Raw genomic sequence first — 16,246 nt, forward strand, 5'->3', positions numbered from 1 at the left:
TAGCCGCGGCACAAAGCGCACGATCCATGCCCACGTTCCGGCCAGGGCTGGAAACGCCAGTTTCGTTCCAAAAAGTGACACGCAGCGTCGCTTCGGACCCGGCGTTCGACAGTTGTGGCTCGCCTTTCAAGCCAAGACCGACAAAATTGGAACACCGGGGCGGCCGCGGCAGCTGGTATTTGCGGCTGCGCGCAAGAAGGGTCGGAGATCGCCGGAACCGAACTCCGCAATCGCCTATAGCTTGAAGATCCGATCCATCCCCACCCACTTTTCCCCTTCAGGCGTCCAGGGCGTAGGCGCCTGAAACCTCCACATCAGCTCTTCCCACGCCCGGATCTTCGGATCGTTCCGCGTCGCAGCCGCCATCGCTTCGGCGTCGTAGCTTGCATCATCCGTTTCCATCAGCATGACCATGCGCGTGCCGAGCCGGTAGATCTCCATTCCGGTCACGCCGTGCGCACGCAGATGCGCGCGCACCTCTGGCCAGATGTCGCGGTGATAGGCCTCGTACTCGGCGATCAGCGCCGGGTCGTCTTTGAGGTCAAGGGCAAGGCAGTGGCGCATGGGTCGTTCGATCCGGGTCGTCGATGAAAGAAAAAGCCGGATGCGATCAGGTCAGCGCCCGGTCCAGATGCGTGTACCCGCCATCCACGAACACCCACTGCCCCGTCGTGTGCGACGCCTGCTCCGACAGCAGGAACACCACGGTGTTCGCAATTTCCTGCGGCGTGGTCATGCGCCGGCCGAGGGGTATCTTGTCGGTGATCGTGGCGAGCTTGCGGTCGGGTTCGTCGAAGGCCGATATCCAGCGCTGGTACAGCGGCGTCATCACCTCGGCGGGAATCACGGCATTGACGCGCACGCCGTCCTCCAGCAGCGATGCGGCCCACTCGCGCGTCAGCGACAGCTGCCCGCCCTTGGCCGCCGTATAGCCGCTGGTGTTGCCCTGCCCCGTCATCGCGGTCTTCGACGAGATGTTGACGATGGCGCCTTTGCTGGCCTTCAGGTGCGGCAGGCTGAAATGCGCCATCACGTAGCAGTGCACGAGGTTGCGCTCCAGCGAAGCGACAAAAGCCTCGCGGCCCGCTTCGAGACCTACGCTGTCGTTCACGCCCGCGTTGTTGACCAGCCCGTCGATGCGGCCGAATTCGGCCGCGGTGGTTTCGACGGCCTTGGCGCAAGCCGCTTCTTCCATCAACTCGAACTGGATGAACCGCGCGCGTGGTTGCAGTGCGCGCAGCTCTTCTTCGAACGGCGCCTCGAGCGGGTTCTTGCCGCAGATCACCGGCACCGCCCCTTCGCGCGCGAGCGTGAGCGAAATGGCCGCGCCGATACCGCTGCCGCCGCCGGTGACGATCACCACCTTGTCTTTCAGATGCAGGTCCATGGATGTGCGATGCCTTTCTTTTCTTCCTTCTTCCATTCATCCGCGAAAACGGTAGCGCTCGAGCGACTCTGGCTTCATGGTGATCGAGAATCCCGCGCCTGTCGGCGGCATGTACGCGGCGTTGCGAATCACGCAAGGCTCGACGAAGTGCTCATGCAGGTGGTCCACGTACTCGACCACCCTACCCTCGCGCGTTCCGGCAATGCACAGGTAGTCGATCATCGAAAGATGCTGCACGTACTCGCACAGCCCCACGCCACCCGCATGCGGGCACACGGGCAGCTTGTACTTCGCGGCCATCAGCATCACCGCGAGAATCTCGTTCACGCCGCCGAGCCGGCACGCATCGATCTGCACCACGTCGATGGCCCCGCGCATGATGAACTGCTTGAACATGATGCGGTTCTGGCACATCTCGCCCGTGGCCACCCTCACCACCGGCGCGATGCCTTCGCGGATCTTGCGATGGCCTTCCACGTCATCGGGACTCGTCGGCTCCTCGATGAACCAGGGCTTGGCGAACGCGAGCTGCCGCACCCAGTCGATGGCCTGGTCGACCTCCCACACCTGGTTGGCATCGATCATCAGGTGCCGGTCGGGCCCGAGCACTTCGCGCGCCACTCTCAGGCGGCGGATGTCGTCCTGCAGGTCGCGCCCCACTTTCAGCTTGACGTGGTTGAAGCCCGCGTCGACCGCCTCCTGCGCCAGATGCCGCAGCTTCTCGTCGGAGTAGCCGAGCCATCCGGCCGACGTGGTGTAGCACGGGTAGCCCTCGGCCTGTAGCGTGGTCACGCGCTCGGCCTTGCCGGCCGCCGCATCACGCAGCAACGCCAGCGCCTCATCGCGCGTGATGCAGTCGGTGATGTAGCGAAAGTCGATGCAGCGCACCAGTTCCTCGGGGCTCATGTCCGCCACCAGCTGCCACACCGGCTTGCCTTCGGACTTGGCCCACAGGTCCCACATCGCATTGACCACCGCGCCGGTCGCGAGGTGAATCGCGCCCTTGTCGGGGCCGATCCAGCGCAACTGGCTGTCGGAGGTGATGTGCCGCCAGAAGCGGCCCATGTCCTCGGCCACCCACTGCAGGTCGAGCCCGACGACCAGGTGACGCATCGCCTCGATGGCCGCGCAGCAGATCTCGTTGCCGCGGCCGATGGTGAAGGTCAGGCCGTGGCCTTCGAGCCCGGGCTGGTCCGTCTCCAACACGACATACGCCGCGGAGTAATCCGGGTCGGGGTTCATCGCGTCGGAGCCGTCGAGCTGCTGCGAAGTCGGAAAGCGCACGTCCAGTACGCGCATGGATCGGACGATGGTCATGAACGGAGCCTTCGCGGAAAAGGATCAGTCGTACAGAACGGCGGCGATCTTCGGATCGGCGATGTTGGTCTTGTCGTACCAGAAGAACCCGGTATCGACCACCTTGGGCAGCTTCTCGCCCTTGATCGCTTTCACCGCCATTTCCACGGTCTTGTAGCCCATGCCCACCGGGTTCTGCGTGATGGCGCCGGCCATGCTGCCGTCCATGATCGCGTTCTTCTGCTGCTTGCCGGAGTCGTAGCCGATGATCACGACCTTGCCGTTGCGCTTCATCTCCTTCACGCCATTGACCACGCCAATGGCGGAGCCCTCGTTGGCGCCGAAGATGCCCTTGATGTTCGGCGAGGCCTGCAATATGGACTTGGTGATCTCGGTCGACTTCAGCTGGTCGCCGCCGCCGTACTGAACGCTCACGATCTTGATGTTCGGGTAGGTCGACTTGATGCGGTTGACGAAGCCGTCGCGCCGGTCCACGCCGGTGCGGCTGGTCTGGTCGTGCACCACCAGCGCGACCTCGCCCGACTTGCCGATCAGCTCGGCCATCTTGTCGGCGGCCATGGCGGCGGCGGCCTTGTTGTCGGTCGTGGTGGTGGTCACGGGAATGTCGCTGTCCACGCCCGAGTCGAACGCCACCACGGGGATCTTCGCGGCCTGCGCCTTCTTCAGCAGCGGAATGGCGGCCTGGCTGTCGAGCGCGGCAAAGCCGACGGCCTGCGGCTTCTTCGCGAGCGCGGCGGAGAGCATGTCGATCTGCTTGTCGACCATCGCTTCGGTCTCCGGGCCTTCGAAAGTGACCTTCACCTTCAGGTCCTTCGCGGCCTGCTCGGCGCCCGACTTCACGGCTTGCCAGAACTGGTGCTGGAAGCCCTTGGACACGAGCGGAATGTAGATCTCCTGCGCCTGTTGCGCCTGCGCCAGCCCTGACAGGCCGATGAGGGCCGCGCCCAAGGTGTACGTGACTGCTCTTCTTTGAATCATGCAAAGTCTCCTGTGGTTGTAGAAATGGAGTGGGTCACTGCGTGCTGCCGCTGCGGCGGCGCAGGATGTCGGCGTACACGGCCAGGATGATGATCACGCCCGTGACCACCGTCTGCCATTCCTGCGCGACCGAGAGAATGCGCAGGCCGTTGGTCAGCACGCTCATGATGAAGGCGCCGATGATCGTGCCGACGATGGTGCCGGTGCCGCCGCTGAGCGAGGTGCCGCCGATGACCACCGCCGCAATCGCATCGAGCTCGTAGCCTTGCCCGAGCGCGGGCTGCGCGGAGTTCAGGCGCGAGGCGATCAGGAGGCCCGCAATGCCGCAGATGCCGCCGCTCACCGTGTAGACCACGACCTTCCAGAAATCGGTGTTCACGCCCGAGAGGCGCACCGCCTCTTCGTTGCTGCCGAGCGCGAAGGTGTAGCGCCCCAGGATGGTCTTGTTGAGCACGATGCTCGCGGCCACCGCCACCAGGAACAGGATCAGCACCGCGTTCGGAATCGGCAGCGCCGGAATGAAGTAGCCGATCAGCGAGTCCTGCGAGATCGCCGAAAAGTCCGGCGTGTCGTTGAAGTAGATCGGCTTGGTGCCCGAGATCACGAGCGACAGGCCCTTGAGCAGCATCATCATGCCCAGCGTCGCGATGAAGGGCGGGATCTTGAGCTTGGCGATCAGCACGCCCGAGACGAACCCGGCCAGCGCGCCGAAGAAGATGGCGGCTGCAATGCCGAGTGCAAGCGGCATGCCCATGTAGGTGAGCACCACGCCGGCCATGACGGCGCAGAAGGTCATCAGCGTGCCCACCGACAGATCGATGCCCGCGGTGATGATGACGAAGGTGCAGGCAATGGCCAGCACGCCGTTCACCGCGGTCGACTGCAGGATGCTCACGAGGTTGTCGGTCTGCAGGAACTGCGGCGACGCGAAGCTGAAGAACACCATCAGCACGATGAGGCTGGCAAAGGCCAAGAGCTTCTGCCGCGTGGCGGGGCGAAAGAGCCGCGCCTTCAGTGAGAAGCCGGGTACAGCAGTGCCGGCGGCGGTGGTGGCGGTGGGGGTCGTCAAAGTGTTGTCTCCAGTCGTCATGCGGTGGCGGCAGCTTCACGCCGGGTGGCGAGCTGCATGATCTTTTCCTGCGAGGCTTCGCGCCCCGCCAGTTCGCCGGTGATGCGGCCTTCGCACATCACCAGCACGCGGTGGCTCACGCGCAATATCTCGGGCAGCTCCGACGAGATGATCACGATGGCCTTGCCCTGCTCGGCCAGTGCATTCAGCAGGCGGTAGATTTCGGCCTTGGCGCCCACGTCGATGCCGCGCGTGGGTTCGTCGAAGAAGAGCACGCTGCAGTCGCGCAGCAGCCACTTGGCAATCACGATCTTCTGCTGGTTGCCGCCCGAGAGCAGCCGCACCTGCTGGCGCACCGAAGGCGTCTTGATGTTGAGCTGTTTCACGTAGCGCTCGCCCGCCGCCCCGATGGCGGCCTGGTCGATGAAGACGCCCATCGAGACGAACTGCTTCATGCTCGGCAGCGCGATGTTGGTTTCCACGTCCATGCCCGTGGCCAGGCCGAAGTGCTTGCGGTCTTCGGAGAGATAGCCGATGCCGTGCGCCACCGCATCCTCGGGCGACCGGATCGACACTTTCTTGCCGCGCACGAAGACCTCGCCCGCGTCGATCGGGTCGGCGCCGAACACCGCCCGTGCGAGCTCGGTGCGGCCCGCGCCCATGAGCCCCGCGAAGCCCAGGATCTCGCCCTTGCGCAGCACGAAGCTCGCATTGCGCACCATCGCGCCGCGCGTGATGCCGCGCGCCTCGAGCACGATCTCGTTGCCCGACGTGTCGGGAAAATCGTTCTCCACCTCGATGAGCTGGCGCCCCACCATCATGGCGATGAGCGAGTCCATCGGCGTCTCGGCCATCGAGACGGTGGCGATGTACTGGCCGTCCCGCATCACCGTCACGCGGTCGGCAATGCGCTTGAGCTCGTCCATCTTGTGCGAGATGTAGACGATGGCCACGCCCTGCGACCTGAGCTGGCCGATGATGCGGAACAGGTCGGCCACCTCTTCGTTGTTGAGCGCGGCGGTGGGCTCGTCCATGATGAGCACGCGCGAGTCGAACGAGAGCGCCTTCGCGATCTCGACCATCTGCTGCTTCGCCACGGTAAGTTCGCCGACCGGGGTGTGCGGGTCGATCCGCAGGTTCATGCGCTCGAAGATGCGCTCCGTTTCGGCGCGCATGGCGTCTTCGTCGATGAAGACGCCGAAGCGTCCGCGCGGCTCGCGGCCGATGAAGATGTTCTGCGCGGCGCTCAGGTGGTTCATCAGGTTCAGCTCCTGATGAATGATCCCGATGCCCAGCGCCTGCGCGGCGCGCGGGCTTGCAATATCGACAGACTGGCCATCGAACGTCACTTCGCCGGAGTCCTTGCTGTAGACGCCGGCCAGCACCTTCATGAGCGTGGACTTGCCGGCGCCGTTTTCGCCCATCAGCGCGTGCACCTCGCCGGGCAGCAGATCGAACTGCGCCTTGTCGAGCGCGCGCACGCCGGCGAAGGACTTGCAGAGGTCGCGGATGGTGACGATGGGTTGCATGCGTATTCAGTCCGTCGAGATGGCGTAGAAGCGCTGCGCGGTGCCGCGCCAGATGTGCGACTGCTCGCCGGCCGACAAGCCGCCGATGCAGGCCTCGCTGACCTCGATCCAGCCCGCGTAGTCGCCCGCCAGCGTGAGCACCGGCCAGTCGCTGCCCCACATGAGGCGGTCGGCTCCGAAGCTTTCGAGCAGGTGCTCCCACACCGGGCGCACGGCGCGCACCGCCGCATCGGCATCGCCGTGGGTCGATGGCGGCGCTTCGCCCCAGAGGCCGGAGAATTTGCAGCACACCTGAGGCAGCGCGGCGAGCCCGGCCATGTCCTTGCGCCAGGCCGCGAAGGCCTCGCCGCCGTACGCGCCCACCGGCGGCTTGGCGGCGTGGTCGATCACCACCGGCAGCTGCGGCCAGTCCTTCAAAAAGCGCATCAGCGAAGGCAAATGCCGCGGCTTCACCAGCGCATCGAAGCGCAAGCCCAGGCGAACGAGCGCCTGGATGGCGTCGGGGCGCGGCACGCGCGCGATCCAGTCGTCGTCGGGCAGGTCTTGGAGCATCGGCCGCACGCCCTTGAACTTCGGATGCCGCGCCATGCGCTCGAGCGAAGCCATGGCATCGGGGCTGCCCAGGTCGACCCAGCCGACCACACCGCCGACCACGTCGTGCGCGGCGGCCAGCTCGAGCATGAAGTCCGTTTCGGCTTCCGAGTCGGCCGCCTGCACCAGCACGGTCTGCTCCACGCCATGCGCGTGCAGGAGCGGCGCGAGATCCGCGGGAAGAAAGTCGCGCACCAGCGGCGCCAGGGCGGGCACGTCGGCGCGCAGCCACGTGTAGTCGCCGCGGGCGGGCCGCCAGAAATGCTGATGCGAGTCGATGCGTGTCGTCATGCGTTTCAAATCGTCGCCGCCCGGGTTTCGGTCCATGGCGGGGGCCTATTCATTCAGATCGTGGCACCAGCGTCAACCATCACGAACCCGATCGGTGTCAGAACGAATGGCTGATGCCGAAGTACGTTCCCGATTGCCGGCCGCCCGCGGGCGGATTGTTGTTGGTGGCTTCCACCGAGAAATTGGCCGTCGCGCTGTTGTAGACCTTGCCCACCGATGCATAGAGCAGCGTGCGTTTCGACAACGCATAGTTGGCGCCCAGCATGTACAGGTTGGCGCTGCCGGCGTTTCGGTTCTGCGCGACGCGGAACACCGAGCCGATCAGCGTCAGCCAGGGCGTGAGCTTGTAGTTGGCGCCGACCCAGTAGTGGTTGGCCTTGCTCGGCGCGGTGAGCGGTGCATCGGGCGCCGACAGCCGCTGGTAGCCGACGAACATCTTGAGATCGTCGAACAAGCTCGCGGTGCCGCCGAGCGTGAGCTCCTTCGAGGTATTGAACAGATCCGAATACCTGCCGTTCTTGTCGCGCGCCACGTCGTAGATGGCCCGCACTTCGAACGAGGGCGCGATGTACGACAGCGAGACGCCGTCCTTGCGCAGCTTCGTGAAGCCATCGGCCTGCTCGCCCAGGCCTGTCTGCACGGTGGCGCTGAAGCCGCCCCAGGTCGGTGTCGTGTACTCGACGCCGTTGTCGTTGCCCTGCCAGTTGCGCCCGCGCACCAGCGTGGCGGTGCCGATGAACTGCTGGCCCGTGGGGTCGAGATACCAGACATCGTTGGCGATCGACAGGTTCTTGCCCAGCACCAGCTTGCCCCAGTAGTCCTGCAGGCCGACATAGGAACGCCGGTTGAGCAGCAGGTCGGCGCCGTTGGGCTTGGCCGCGGGCAGGTCGAAGCCGCCCTCGAGCACGAACAGGGCGACCATGCCACCGCCCAGGTCCTCGGTGCCTTTCACGCCCAGCATGCTGGTGCCCCATTGATTGCCGGCATGGCGCCACAGGCGTCCCCCGCCCTGGCCCGAATCGTTGGCGATGTTGTTCTGGTAGTCGGCCCCGGCAACGGCGCGGCCGTAGAGGGTCACGCTGCTCTGGGCCTGGACACTCGCTGCGCCGAAGCCGAGGCAACCGCAAGCAGCGCCCGCCATGGCGAGGGATCGGAAATTCATCGTCTTGTCTCCTGTTGTTCTATGACTCTGGACCATCTGGCCTTACCAATTTGGCTTGGCCACTTTGCCAGAATGTTAAATTGGCCTGACCAGAGCAAACCCTTTGAGGGTTTTCCTCCCCCGTAAGTGGAAGGTTTTAAGAGAAATCAGCCGCAGAGGCTGTCAAACTGGCATGACCAATTCACCGCCCGCCCCTGCACCGATTTCCATGCTTCCTCCCCCTAAGCCCACCGACACCCGCCGGCTCTACCAACAGATCGCGGACCAGATCCGGGCTTTCATCCGGGACGGCAACCTGCCCGCCGGGGCGCGCTTGCCCCCTGAGCGGGAGCTGGCCTTGCAGCTGGGTGTCTCGCGACCTTCATTGCGCGAGGCGCTGATCGCCCTCGAGATCGACGGGCGCATCGAGATCAGGATGGGTTCGGGCGTCTATGTCTGCGCCTCGCAGGACGCGCCGGAGCACGCAACCCCCGCGGTCGGCGAAAGTCCATCGGAGATGATCCAGGCGCGCGCCATGCTCGAAGGCTCGGTGGTCACGCTGGCCTCGGCCCGCGTCACGCCGCAGCATCTGGAGCGCGTGAAGGCATCGCTGGAAAGCATGCGCCGCGACGGCCTCAACGGCCGCACGCAGATCGACAACGACCGGCGTTTTCACATCGCCATTGCCGAGATGACGGGCAACTCGGTTCTCGTGCGGCTGGTCGGCGAACTGTTCGACGGGCGGCACAGTCCGATCTCGTCGCGCATGAGCGAGCGCGCCGAGAGTCCGCATGCATGGAAGGCCGCGTTCGCCGAGCACGAGGCGATCTACCGGGCGCTGGAGGCGCGGGATCCGCAGGCCGCCGTGGCCGCCATGCTGCATCACCTGAGCGCGTCGCATGCACGGTGGACGGAGGAACCTGCGTCGCCTGCGGCCGACTGATCGGGCCAGTGCCTTGCGGATCTCGGCCACGCGTTCGGCCGTGAACACGGCGCTGGCCGGCAGGTCTGAAGGCCGATGCTATTCTTCAGGCCCATCAAACTTCAGGCGGTCCGGATGCGCTTCAAGCCCGTAGCAGTCGTGCTCCTTTGTGCAAGCGCAGTGTCTGCCGCCGATGGGCCCACCGCGACGACGACAACGCTCTACAAGTCCACCGGCCCCGATGGAAGAACGATCTATAGCGACACGCCACAACCACAGGCGCGCGACTCCAAGACATTGACGTTCAAGAACCTGCCGGCCAGTTCCTTGTCGAGTGAAACCCTTGCGTACATCGAACAGCTGCGCAAGTCTTCGAACGCCGGAGCATCCGCTCCACCGCCTCGTGACACGGTGCTTTTCTCCGCCAAGTGGTGCGGCTATTGCAGACAGGCGAAAGCCTATCTGGCCGCCAAGAGCATCGGCTACCGCGAGGTGGACATCGATACCGCGGAAGGCAAGTCGGCCTACGCGCAACTCGGAGGCAATAGCGGCGTGCCACAGCTTTTCGTGAATGGCCGAGGCATTACAGGCTTCAGCGCTGCCGCCTATGACGTGTTCTTGCAGGCCCGCAAATAGCACGCGACAAGCCGCGCGTCGTTTCATGCGCCCGCTCAGCCCCGGCTGACAGCGTGCGTCCTGAAATCAGGACCTGATCCGGGTTTCTTTTTTACTCCTCTTCGCGCACCCGGTACTGCCCCGTCAGCGTCTGCTGAACCCCCGGCGGCACGGCTTCGTAGTGCGACAGCGCGGTGGTGTAGCGGCCCTGGCCGCTGGTCATTGCATTGAGCCGCGACTGGTAGTTGGCCAGTTCGGCCATGGGCACCTGCCCGCCGACGGCCACGGTGCCACCGCCCAGGGCCGAGGTACCGGTGACCAGGCCGCGCCGCGCCGACAGGTCGCTCGTGACATCGCCGACCGAATGCTCGGGCACGGCGATCTCGATCCGGACAATCGGCTCGAGCACGACCGGCCGGGCTTCGCGCACCGCGGCCATGAAGGCCTTGCGGCCGGCCGTCGCGAAGGCGACGTCCTTGCTGTCGACGCTGTGGTGCTTGCCGTCGTGCACCACGACGCGCACATCGACCACGGGGTAGCCGGCGATCGCCCCGCTCGCCAGCACCTCGCGCACGCCCTTCTCCACCGCGGGGATGAACTGGCCCGGAATCGCGCCGCCCCTGACCTCGTCGGCGAATTGAAAGCCGGCACCGCGCGCCAGCGGCTCGATGCGCAGGAAGACCTCGCCGAACTGGCCGGCGCCGCCGGTCTGCTTCTTGTGGCGGTGGTGGCCCTCGGCCGTTGCGGTCACGGTCTCTCGGTACGCAATGCGCGGCGGCCGCGTCAGGACCTCGAAGCGGTACACCTCGCGCAAGCGTTCGAGCACGATGCGCAGGTGTAGCTCGCCGAGCCCGTAGAGGACCGTCTCGTTGGTTGCGGCCACATGCTCTATGCGCAGGCACGGATCCTCGGCCACGAGCTTGCCGAGGATTTCCCAGGCGCGTTGCTCGTCGCCATGGCGCTTGGGCTCCACGGCCAGGCCGTGCACCGGCACGGGAAACGCGAGCGGTGCGAGATGCACGTGGCTGTCTTCGGCCGCGTCGTGCAGCACGGCATCGAAATGGATCTCCTCGACCTTGGCCACCGCCACGATGTCTCCCGGCACCGCATGCGACACCTCCACATGGTCCTTGCCCTGGAGCATGAACAGGTGCCCCACCTTGAACGGCTTGCGCCCGTCGCCGATGTAGAGCTGGCTGTCGCGCGTGATCGTGCCCTGGTGCACGCGGAAGATGCCCATCTTGCCGACATACGGATCGACCGTGACCTTGAACACGTGCCCCAGCACGTGCAGCGACGGGTCGGGCCTGGCTTGCATGGGCTTGGCCTCGGCGCCCTCGCCGACGATGAAGTCCGGCGGGTTGGCCTCGGTCGGGTCGGGCAGCAGCTTGACGATCACGTCCAGCAGCTCGGCCACGCCGGCGCCGCTGCGCGAAGAGACGAAGCACACCGGGATCAGGTGGCCTTCGCGCAGCGCCTGCTCGAGCGGCGCGTGCAGCTCGGCCGGGTCCACGTCGCCCTCCTCGAGGTAGCGCTCGACGAAGGCCGCATCGACTTCGACCACCTGCTCCACCAGCGCGCGATGCGCCGCTTCGACGGGGCCGAAGTCGGACCGTCCGAAGCGGTTGAAGAAGCAGTCCACCACCTGTCTGCCGACGCCGTCGGGCAGGTTCAGCGGCAGGCATTCGCGGCCGAAGGTCGCCTGGATGTCGGCCAGCAGGCCCGCCAGCGAGACGCCCTGCGAGTCGATCTTGTTGACGATGATCATGCGGGCGAGGCGGCGCGAGGCCGCGTACTCCATCATGCGCACCGTCATCGGCTCGATGCCGGTGGCGGCATTGATGACCACCGCCGCCGTCTCGACCGCCTCCAGCGCCGGCAGGCTCTGGCCCAGGAAGTCGGGGCCGCCGGGCGTGTCGATGAAGTGGATGCGCGTGCCGGCATGCGTGAGGTGCATCACCGATGCGTTGAGCGAGTGCAGCATGCGGCGCTCCAGCGGGTCGTGGTCGCTGACGGTGCTGCCTCGCTCGATGCTGCCGCACGCGGCGATGGCGCCCGCCTTGTACAGCAAGGCCTCGGCGAGGGAACTCTTGCCGGCGGCCGCGGCGCCGACGAGCGCCAGCGTTCGCACTGCTTCCACTTCGGCCGTAGGGCCGCTCGATCGGCTTGGCATGGCATGCACTCCTTGGCGTCCGGAGGACCGGCCGACGCCTCCGAGGGCTCGGGTGTTGCGCGTGGACGCGGGGCCAGCGTACGGGATTGATCGTGCCGACGCAACTCCGCCGCCGCAGGCCCGGGCTCGCTGCGCCTTCGGCGACAAATTCATCGCGCGCGTTACAGACTCATACGTTGTCCTACAACTATGGCATTACTGCCGATACTTTGAGGCGATTTTCTTTGCATTCTTTGATTGACGTAGCCCGAAGACTGCCCGAATAATCCGCCCGCTGCGTCGTACGACAACTGATGTTGTACGACATCTGACGACGCGGCCCGATTGCCCCGGACATTCAATCAACAAAGGGAAACGCCATGAAACGCAGACAGTTTGCAATTTCGGTCCTGTCTCCCGTCGCGCTGGCCGCCTGTGGCGGCGGCGGAAACGACGGGCCGAACTTTCCTCCGATCCCCGCGCCGCCGCCGCCCCCTCCCGCTCCCCCTCCCGCCCCGACTCCGCAGGCCACCGCTTCCGCAGCGCTCAAGCGCGCGGCAAGCTACATGGACGAAGTGGTCTCCTACAAGGGCGGCTATGTGTGGTCGTACTCGCCCGACCTCATGCAGACATTCGGAGAAATGGAGGCCAAGCGCACCATGCTGTGGCTGCAGCCGCCGGGCACCTCGTCCATCGGCCATATCTACCTGGACGCCTATCACGCAACCGGTGACGAACGCTTCTACCAGGCGGCCGACCGCACCGCCAAGGCCGTCGCGGCGGCCCAGCACAGCTCCGGTGGATGGAACTACATCTACGACTTCGCCGGCGAAGCGTCGCTGCAGCACTGGTACGAGACGGTGGGCATGAACGGCTGGCGCCTCGAGGAGTTCCAGCACTACTACGGCAACGCGACCTTCGACGACGCCACCACCGCCGTGGCCTCGCAGCTGATGCTGCGCATGTACCTCGAAAAGAAGGACCCGGTCTACCAGGCCGCGACCGACAAGGCCATCCAGTTCATCACCGATGCGCAGTTCGGCGCTCAGTTCGGCATCGCCGACGGAGGTTGGCCGCAGCGCTTTCCGCACAACCCGAACGCCATCACTTCGATGCCTCTGCCCAATCCGCAGCAGTTGCCGGCAGGCGCGCGCGCGGGCATGGAAGACAGCGACTACACGCTGCACGTGACCTTCAACGACGACGTCATGGGCGAGAACATCAAGTTCCTGACCATGTGCGTGATGGCGCTGGGCCGCACCGACCTGGTGGCCAACATCACGCGGGCGATGGATTGCATGCAGCGCATGCAGTGGACCTCTGGGGCGCTGCCGCTGCAGTCGGGCTGGAGCCTTCAGCACCTGTCGCGCGAAACGAACGGCCGCCCGGCGGGCGCTCCGGCCGGTGCGCGCTCTTACGAGCCGCGTTCGCTCGCCACGCACACCACGCAGACCAACATCCAGCAGCTGTTCGGCTACTTCACGCTGACCGGCGACAAGAAGTACCTGTCGCAGCTGCAAAAGGCGATCGACTGGCTGAAGTCGCCCTCGATCCAGTTGCCCGCCGATGTCGCGACCCTCAATCCGCTGCTCGCCGGCCGCAACGTGGCCACGTTCATCGAGCTCGATACGAACGAGCCGCTCTACATCCACCGCTACGGCTCCAACATCCACAACGGCGCGTACTTCTTCGACAAGGACATCACCAACACGATCAGCCACTATTCGTCGGGCCGCTCGGTGAATGCCGCCGCGCTGCAAAAGCGCCTGGACGAACTCAATGCGATGACGCAGCCGCAGATCGATGCCATGGTCGCCAAGTCGCCGCTGCGGGCCACCACCGCGCGGGCTTTGCCGAAGTACTTTGCCGCCGTGCGCGAGGTGGATTTCCCGGACCTGTTCGAAGGCGCGGTGCTGAAGACGCCGGTGGTGCCCGAATCGGAAGTGCAGACGATCGTGGCCGCGCTGGTGGACGGCAACTACTGGACCGCGCCCGTGCCCGAGATCGTGAACCCGTACCGCGGCAACGGGCCGACGACGCCGTACACCGGCACGGCCTACCGCAGCCGCCACGTGGGCGACATCTACGACACCTCGCCCTATCCGGCCGATGCGCCGCCGGAGATCGAGCCGTATGTGAAGCGCGAAAAACCGCAGTTCATCATCACGTCGAACTTCATCGCCCGCATGGGACGGTTGATCTCGTTCATTTCGCCGGTGGCCTGAGCGCGCCCCGGCGATGCGCGCGGCGGCGGAAAATTTGACGCTAGGGCCGATGCAGTTTGAGTTCCTGCGTGAACGTTCCATCTCCGTTGGGTACGGATGTCATTTCACCCGTGAAACCGCCGTATCTGCCGGTAGCGCCGATCACCGCCAGGACAGACGGTCCCTTCTCGGCCTCCTGGCCGGCCACGACCACAGCTCCGTCGTCCATCGTCAGGGTCCATTGGCACTGGCCATAGGCTCCCGCGCGGGTGGCGATGCAATAGCCGCTGTTGGTGCCGATGTCCTTGCGGTCCTTGTCCATCAAGGGCTGATCGAACACGAACATGTCGCCCTGGGATGGCCCCGAGGCCCCCAGATCGACGCCGCCCTTGTTGCCCCGGGTGCCATCGGCCATCGTGGTCATCTGCAGTTCTTGCCGATGCGGTGGCGCCGCCGGCATGCTCGACGCCGCTGCCGCAGAGAAGAAGCTGCCCCCGCCTTCCCCTCCCCCTCCTCCGCATCCCTGCAATGCCCCTATGGCAAGCAGTGCGCCGATTCCCGTGATCGCTTGTTTTTTCATGACTCAACTCCCTTCAGAAAATGTCAGGCAGCGGCCGCATCGCACGCTGCGTGCCGACACCCAGCACTTCCGCACTGCCCAGCGTGTGCATGCGCAGCACATCGAACGCACTCAAGACCGAGGCGCTCTGCCGGCTGGCGCGGATCTGATAGAGCGCGGCGCGCATGTTCTCGAACCGCGGCGGCGGGCGCTATCTGGGAACTGCCATTGCCGGTGGCTGCAAGCGGAAATTTTCATGACGTCCTCCATGGGTGACGCCATTGCACCTGAAGAGACGCTGTGTGTTCCCTTGGCATCCGTGACATAAGTCGATGTCTCGAGCAAAGCCGACGAAAACTTCTTAACAGCCGTTGCCGATCCGCGCTGAGCAGATTCCTTTTTAAGTTTGCAGACCCGTAAGCTCTGGGCTTCCGATCCGGCAAATCACGTGCTGGCGAGTGCCCCGCCGCTCACGAGCTGCCACAGCGCCTCGGCCACGGGGGCCATGCTTGCAGCCTGGCGGTACAACCGGATGTCCACCGGTACCCGCCAGGCGCCTTTGCCCGCATCCGTCAGCGCGCCGCTGCGCAGGTCGTCGGCGACCAGGCTCATGGGCAGCCACGCGAGCCCGCGTCCTTCGAGCGCCATGGTTCTGAGCAGCGCGGCGTGGTGGGCCGTGAAAACCACCGACAGCGACGACGTGAAGTCCTTGCCGAACTCGCTGTCCTGGATCGCCCGCATGATCCGCCCCAGGCCCGAGGCGTCGCTGTACGCCAGCACCGAAGGCGCTTGCGCGGTGCCAAGCGCATGCAGCGGCACGCCCTGGGCATCGGGTGCCGACACCGGAACCAGCACGTCTTCGCTCAGCCGCAGAACCGGGTACTGCCCTTCGTCGAGCCGCCCTGGTGCGCCGGCATGGCCGTGGCACAGCACGAACTGCACGCGGCGCTGCAGCATCAGGTCTTCGCAGGCTTGCGAACTGTCTGAAATCGTCTGGATCGGCCCGAGGCTCAGCCGGCTTTCCACGCTGCCCAGCCAGCGCGGAAAGAAGGTCAGCGACAGCACATGCGTGGCGGCAAATCTCAGGCTTGCCGCGGCCACGTCGTGTGCCGCGCGCGCCTTGATGCGGGCGGCTTCCAGGCCGGCCAGCAGCTCCTTCAGCAGCGGCTCAAAGCGCTTGCCCGCCGCGGTCAGTGCCGCGGGATGCGCACTGCGGTCGAACAGGTCCACACCCACCCACTCTTCCAGCGCGCGAATGTGCCGGCTGAACGCCGGCTGGGCGATGGAGCGCACCTGCGCCGCGCGCGAGAAATTGCCGGTCTCGGCCAGGGCAATGAAGTCTTCCAGCCATTCGAGGTCGAGGGGGCGGTTGCCGGGGCCCATGTGCTGCGCAATCGGTTGAATAGTTGTATGCGATTCGAGTATTGGACGGCGCATGCCCCGCTGGCCAAAGATGCACCCATTCCTGCACCTTGAACCACAACGGAGACA

At 65.5% G+C, this 16,246-nt stretch carries 15 protein-coding genes; 3 read left to right on the forward strand and 12 right to left on the reverse strand.

The window, feature by feature from the left end:
- Positions 1-234 precede the first annotated feature (234 nt).
- The 8 genes from QFZ42_RS11285 to QFZ42_RS11320 form a co-directional block, all read right to left on the reverse strand.
- Positions 235-564, reverse strand: a complete 330-nt coding sequence (locus tag QFZ42_RS11285; protein WP_307701035.1) for an L-rhamnose mutarotase — start codon at positions 562-564, stop codon at positions 235-237.
- 46 nt (positions 565-610) lie between these two features.
- Positions 611-1,387, reverse strand: a complete 777-nt coding sequence (locus tag QFZ42_RS11290) for an SDR family oxidoreductase (RefSeq protein WP_307701036.1) — start codon at positions 1,385-1,387, stop codon at positions 611-613.
- A 36-nt stretch (positions 1,388-1,423) separates the two neighbouring features.
- Positions 1,424-2,704: an L-fuconate dehydratase gene (locus QFZ42_RS11295; protein WP_307701037.1), complete on the reverse strand. Its 1,281-nt coding sequence runs from the start codon at positions 2,702-2,704 to the stop codon at positions 1,424-1,426.
- Between the two features lie 24 nt (positions 2,705-2,728).
- Complete coding sequence (locus QFZ42_RS11300; protein ID WP_307701038.1) at positions 2,729-3,682, reverse strand: ABC transporter substrate-binding protein; 954 nt, start codon at positions 3,680-3,682, stop codon at positions 2,729-2,731.
- Positions 3,683-3,716: 34 nt separating this feature from the next.
- The gene (locus QFZ42_RS11305) at positions 3,717-4,751 is read right to left on the reverse strand and encodes an ABC transporter permease (RefSeq protein WP_307701039.1); all 1,035 of its coding nucleotides are present in this window, start codon (positions 4,749-4,751) and stop codon (positions 3,717-3,719) included.
- 17 nt (positions 4,752-4,768) lie between these two features.
- Positions 4,769-6,280 (reverse strand): sugar ABC transporter ATP-binding protein, encoded by a 1,512-nt coding sequence (locus QFZ42_RS11310; protein WP_307701040.1) that lies wholly within the window; start codon positions 6,278-6,280, stop codon positions 4,769-4,771.
- A gap of 6 nt (positions 6,281-6,286) precedes the next feature.
- Complete coding sequence (locus QFZ42_RS11315; protein WP_307704214.1) at positions 6,287-7,162, reverse strand: amidohydrolase family protein; 876 nt, start codon at positions 7,160-7,162, stop codon at positions 6,287-6,289.
- Positions 7,163-7,259: 97 nt separating this feature from the next.
- Entirely contained in the window at positions 7,260-8,324 is a 1,065-nt protein-coding gene (locus QFZ42_RS11320; RefSeq protein ID WP_307701041.1) for a porin, read from the reverse strand.
- Between the two features lie 208 nt (positions 8,325-8,532).
- Between QFZ42_RS11320 and QFZ42_RS11325 the strand changes: the two genes are divergently transcribed.
- Both QFZ42_RS11325 and QFZ42_RS11330 read left to right on the forward strand, forming a co-directional pair.
- Positions 8,533-9,246 carry a FadR/GntR family transcriptional regulator gene (locus tag QFZ42_RS11325; protein WP_307701042.1) on the forward strand — a complete coding sequence of 238 codons (714 nt, stop codon included), beginning with the start codon at positions 8,533-8,535 and terminating at the stop codon, positions 9,244-9,246.
- A 114-nt stretch (positions 9,247-9,360) separates the two neighbouring features.
- Positions 9,361-9,861 (forward strand): glutaredoxin family protein, encoded by a 501-nt coding sequence (locus QFZ42_RS11330; protein WP_307701043.1) that lies wholly within the window; start codon positions 9,361-9,363, stop codon positions 9,859-9,861.
- 91 nt (positions 9,862-9,952) lie between these two features.
- Here QFZ42_RS11330 and fusA read toward each other — a convergent pair whose 3' ends face one another.
- Complete coding sequence (gene fusA / locus QFZ42_RS11335; RefSeq protein ID WP_307701044.1) at positions 9,953-12,013, reverse strand: elongation factor G; 2,061 nt, start codon at positions 12,011-12,013, stop codon at positions 9,953-9,955.
- 359 nt (positions 12,014-12,372) lie between these two features.
- On the opposite strand from fusA, the gene QFZ42_RS11340 reads away from it, so the two are divergent.
- A complete protein-coding gene (locus tag QFZ42_RS11340; protein WP_307701045.1) occupies positions 12,373-14,217 on the forward strand; it encodes a pectate lyase in 1,845 nt (614 codons plus the stop codon).
- A gap of 40 nt (positions 14,218-14,257) precedes the next feature.
- On the opposite strand, the gene QFZ42_RS11345 is transcribed toward QFZ42_RS11340, so the two are convergent.
- The 3 genes from QFZ42_RS11345 to QFZ42_RS11355 form a co-directional block, all read right to left on the reverse strand.
- Positions 14,258-14,776: an allene oxide cyclase barrel-like domain-containing protein gene (locus QFZ42_RS11345; protein WP_307701046.1), complete on the reverse strand. Its 519-nt coding sequence runs from the start codon at positions 14,774-14,776 to the stop codon at positions 14,258-14,260.
- A 13-nt stretch (positions 14,777-14,789) separates the two neighbouring features.
- Entirely contained in the window at positions 14,790-14,942 is a 153-nt protein-coding gene (locus QFZ42_RS11350) for a hypothetical protein (protein WP_307701047.1), read from the reverse strand.
- 257 nt (positions 14,943-15,199) lie between these two features.
- Positions 15,200-16,138, reverse strand: coding sequence for a LysR family transcriptional regulator (locus tag QFZ42_RS11355; RefSeq protein ID WP_307701048.1), 939 nt, complete (start codon positions 16,136-16,138; stop codon positions 15,200-15,202).
- Between the last annotated feature and the right edge of the window lie 108 nt (positions 16,139-16,246).

It is taken from the genome of Variovorax paradoxus, assembly GCF_030815855.1.
In the GTDB taxonomy this organism is placed as follows: Bacteria; Pseudomonadota; Gammaproteobacteria; order Burkholderiales; family Burkholderiaceae_C; genus Variovorax; species Variovorax paradoxus_M.

Coding starts and splice junctions, on each gene's coding strand:
- QFZ42_RS11300 (WP_307701038.1), bottom strand. CDS start 3,682: ATGATTCAAAGAAGAGCAGTCACGTACACCTTGGGCGCGGCCCTCATC.
- QFZ42_RS11290 (WP_307701036.1), bottom strand. CDS start 1,387: ATGGACCTGCATCTGAAAGACAAGGTGGTGATCGTCACCGGCGGCGGC.
- fusA (WP_307701044.1), bottom strand. CDS start 12,013: ATGCCAAGCCGATCGAGCGGCCCTACGGCCGAAGTGGAAGCAGTGCGA.
- QFZ42_RS11355 (WP_307701048.1), bottom strand. CDS start 16,138: ATGGGCCCCGGCAACCGCCCCCTCGACCTCGAATGGCTGGAAGACTTC.
- QFZ42_RS11340 (WP_307701045.1), top strand. CDS start 12,373: ATGAAACGCAGACAGTTTGCAATTTCGGTCCTGTCTCCCGTCGCGCTG.
- QFZ42_RS11350 (WP_307701047.1), bottom strand. CDS start 14,942: ATGCGCGCCGCGCTCTATCAGATCCGCGCCAGCCGGCAGAGCGCCTCG.
- QFZ42_RS11310 (WP_307701040.1), bottom strand. CDS start 6,280: ATGCAACCCATCGTCACCATCCGCGACCTCTGCAAGTCCTTCGCCGGC.
- QFZ42_RS11345 (WP_307701046.1), bottom strand. CDS start 14,776: ATGAAAAAACAAGCGATCACGGGAATCGGCGCACTGCTTGCCATAGGG.
- QFZ42_RS11295 (WP_307701037.1), bottom strand. CDS start 2,704: ATGACCATCGTCCGATCCATGCGCGTACTGGACGTGCGCTTTCCGACT.
- QFZ42_RS11320 (WP_307701041.1), bottom strand. CDS start 8,324: ATGAATTTCCGATCCCTCGCCATGGCGGGCGCTGCTTGCGGTTGCCTC.
- QFZ42_RS11285 (WP_307701035.1), bottom strand. CDS start 564: ATGCGCCACTGCCTTGCCCTTGACCTCAAAGACGACCCGGCGCTGATC.
- QFZ42_RS11330 (WP_307701043.1), top strand. CDS start 9,361: ATGCGCTTCAAGCCCGTAGCAGTCGTGCTCCTTTGTGCAAGCGCAGTG.
- QFZ42_RS11315 (WP_307704214.1), bottom strand. CDS start 7,162: ATGACGACACGCATCGACTCGCATCAGCATTTCTGGCGGCCCGCCCGC.
- QFZ42_RS11325 (WP_307701042.1), top strand. CDS start 8,533: ATGCTTCCTCCCCCTAAGCCCACCGACACCCGCCGGCTCTACCAACAG.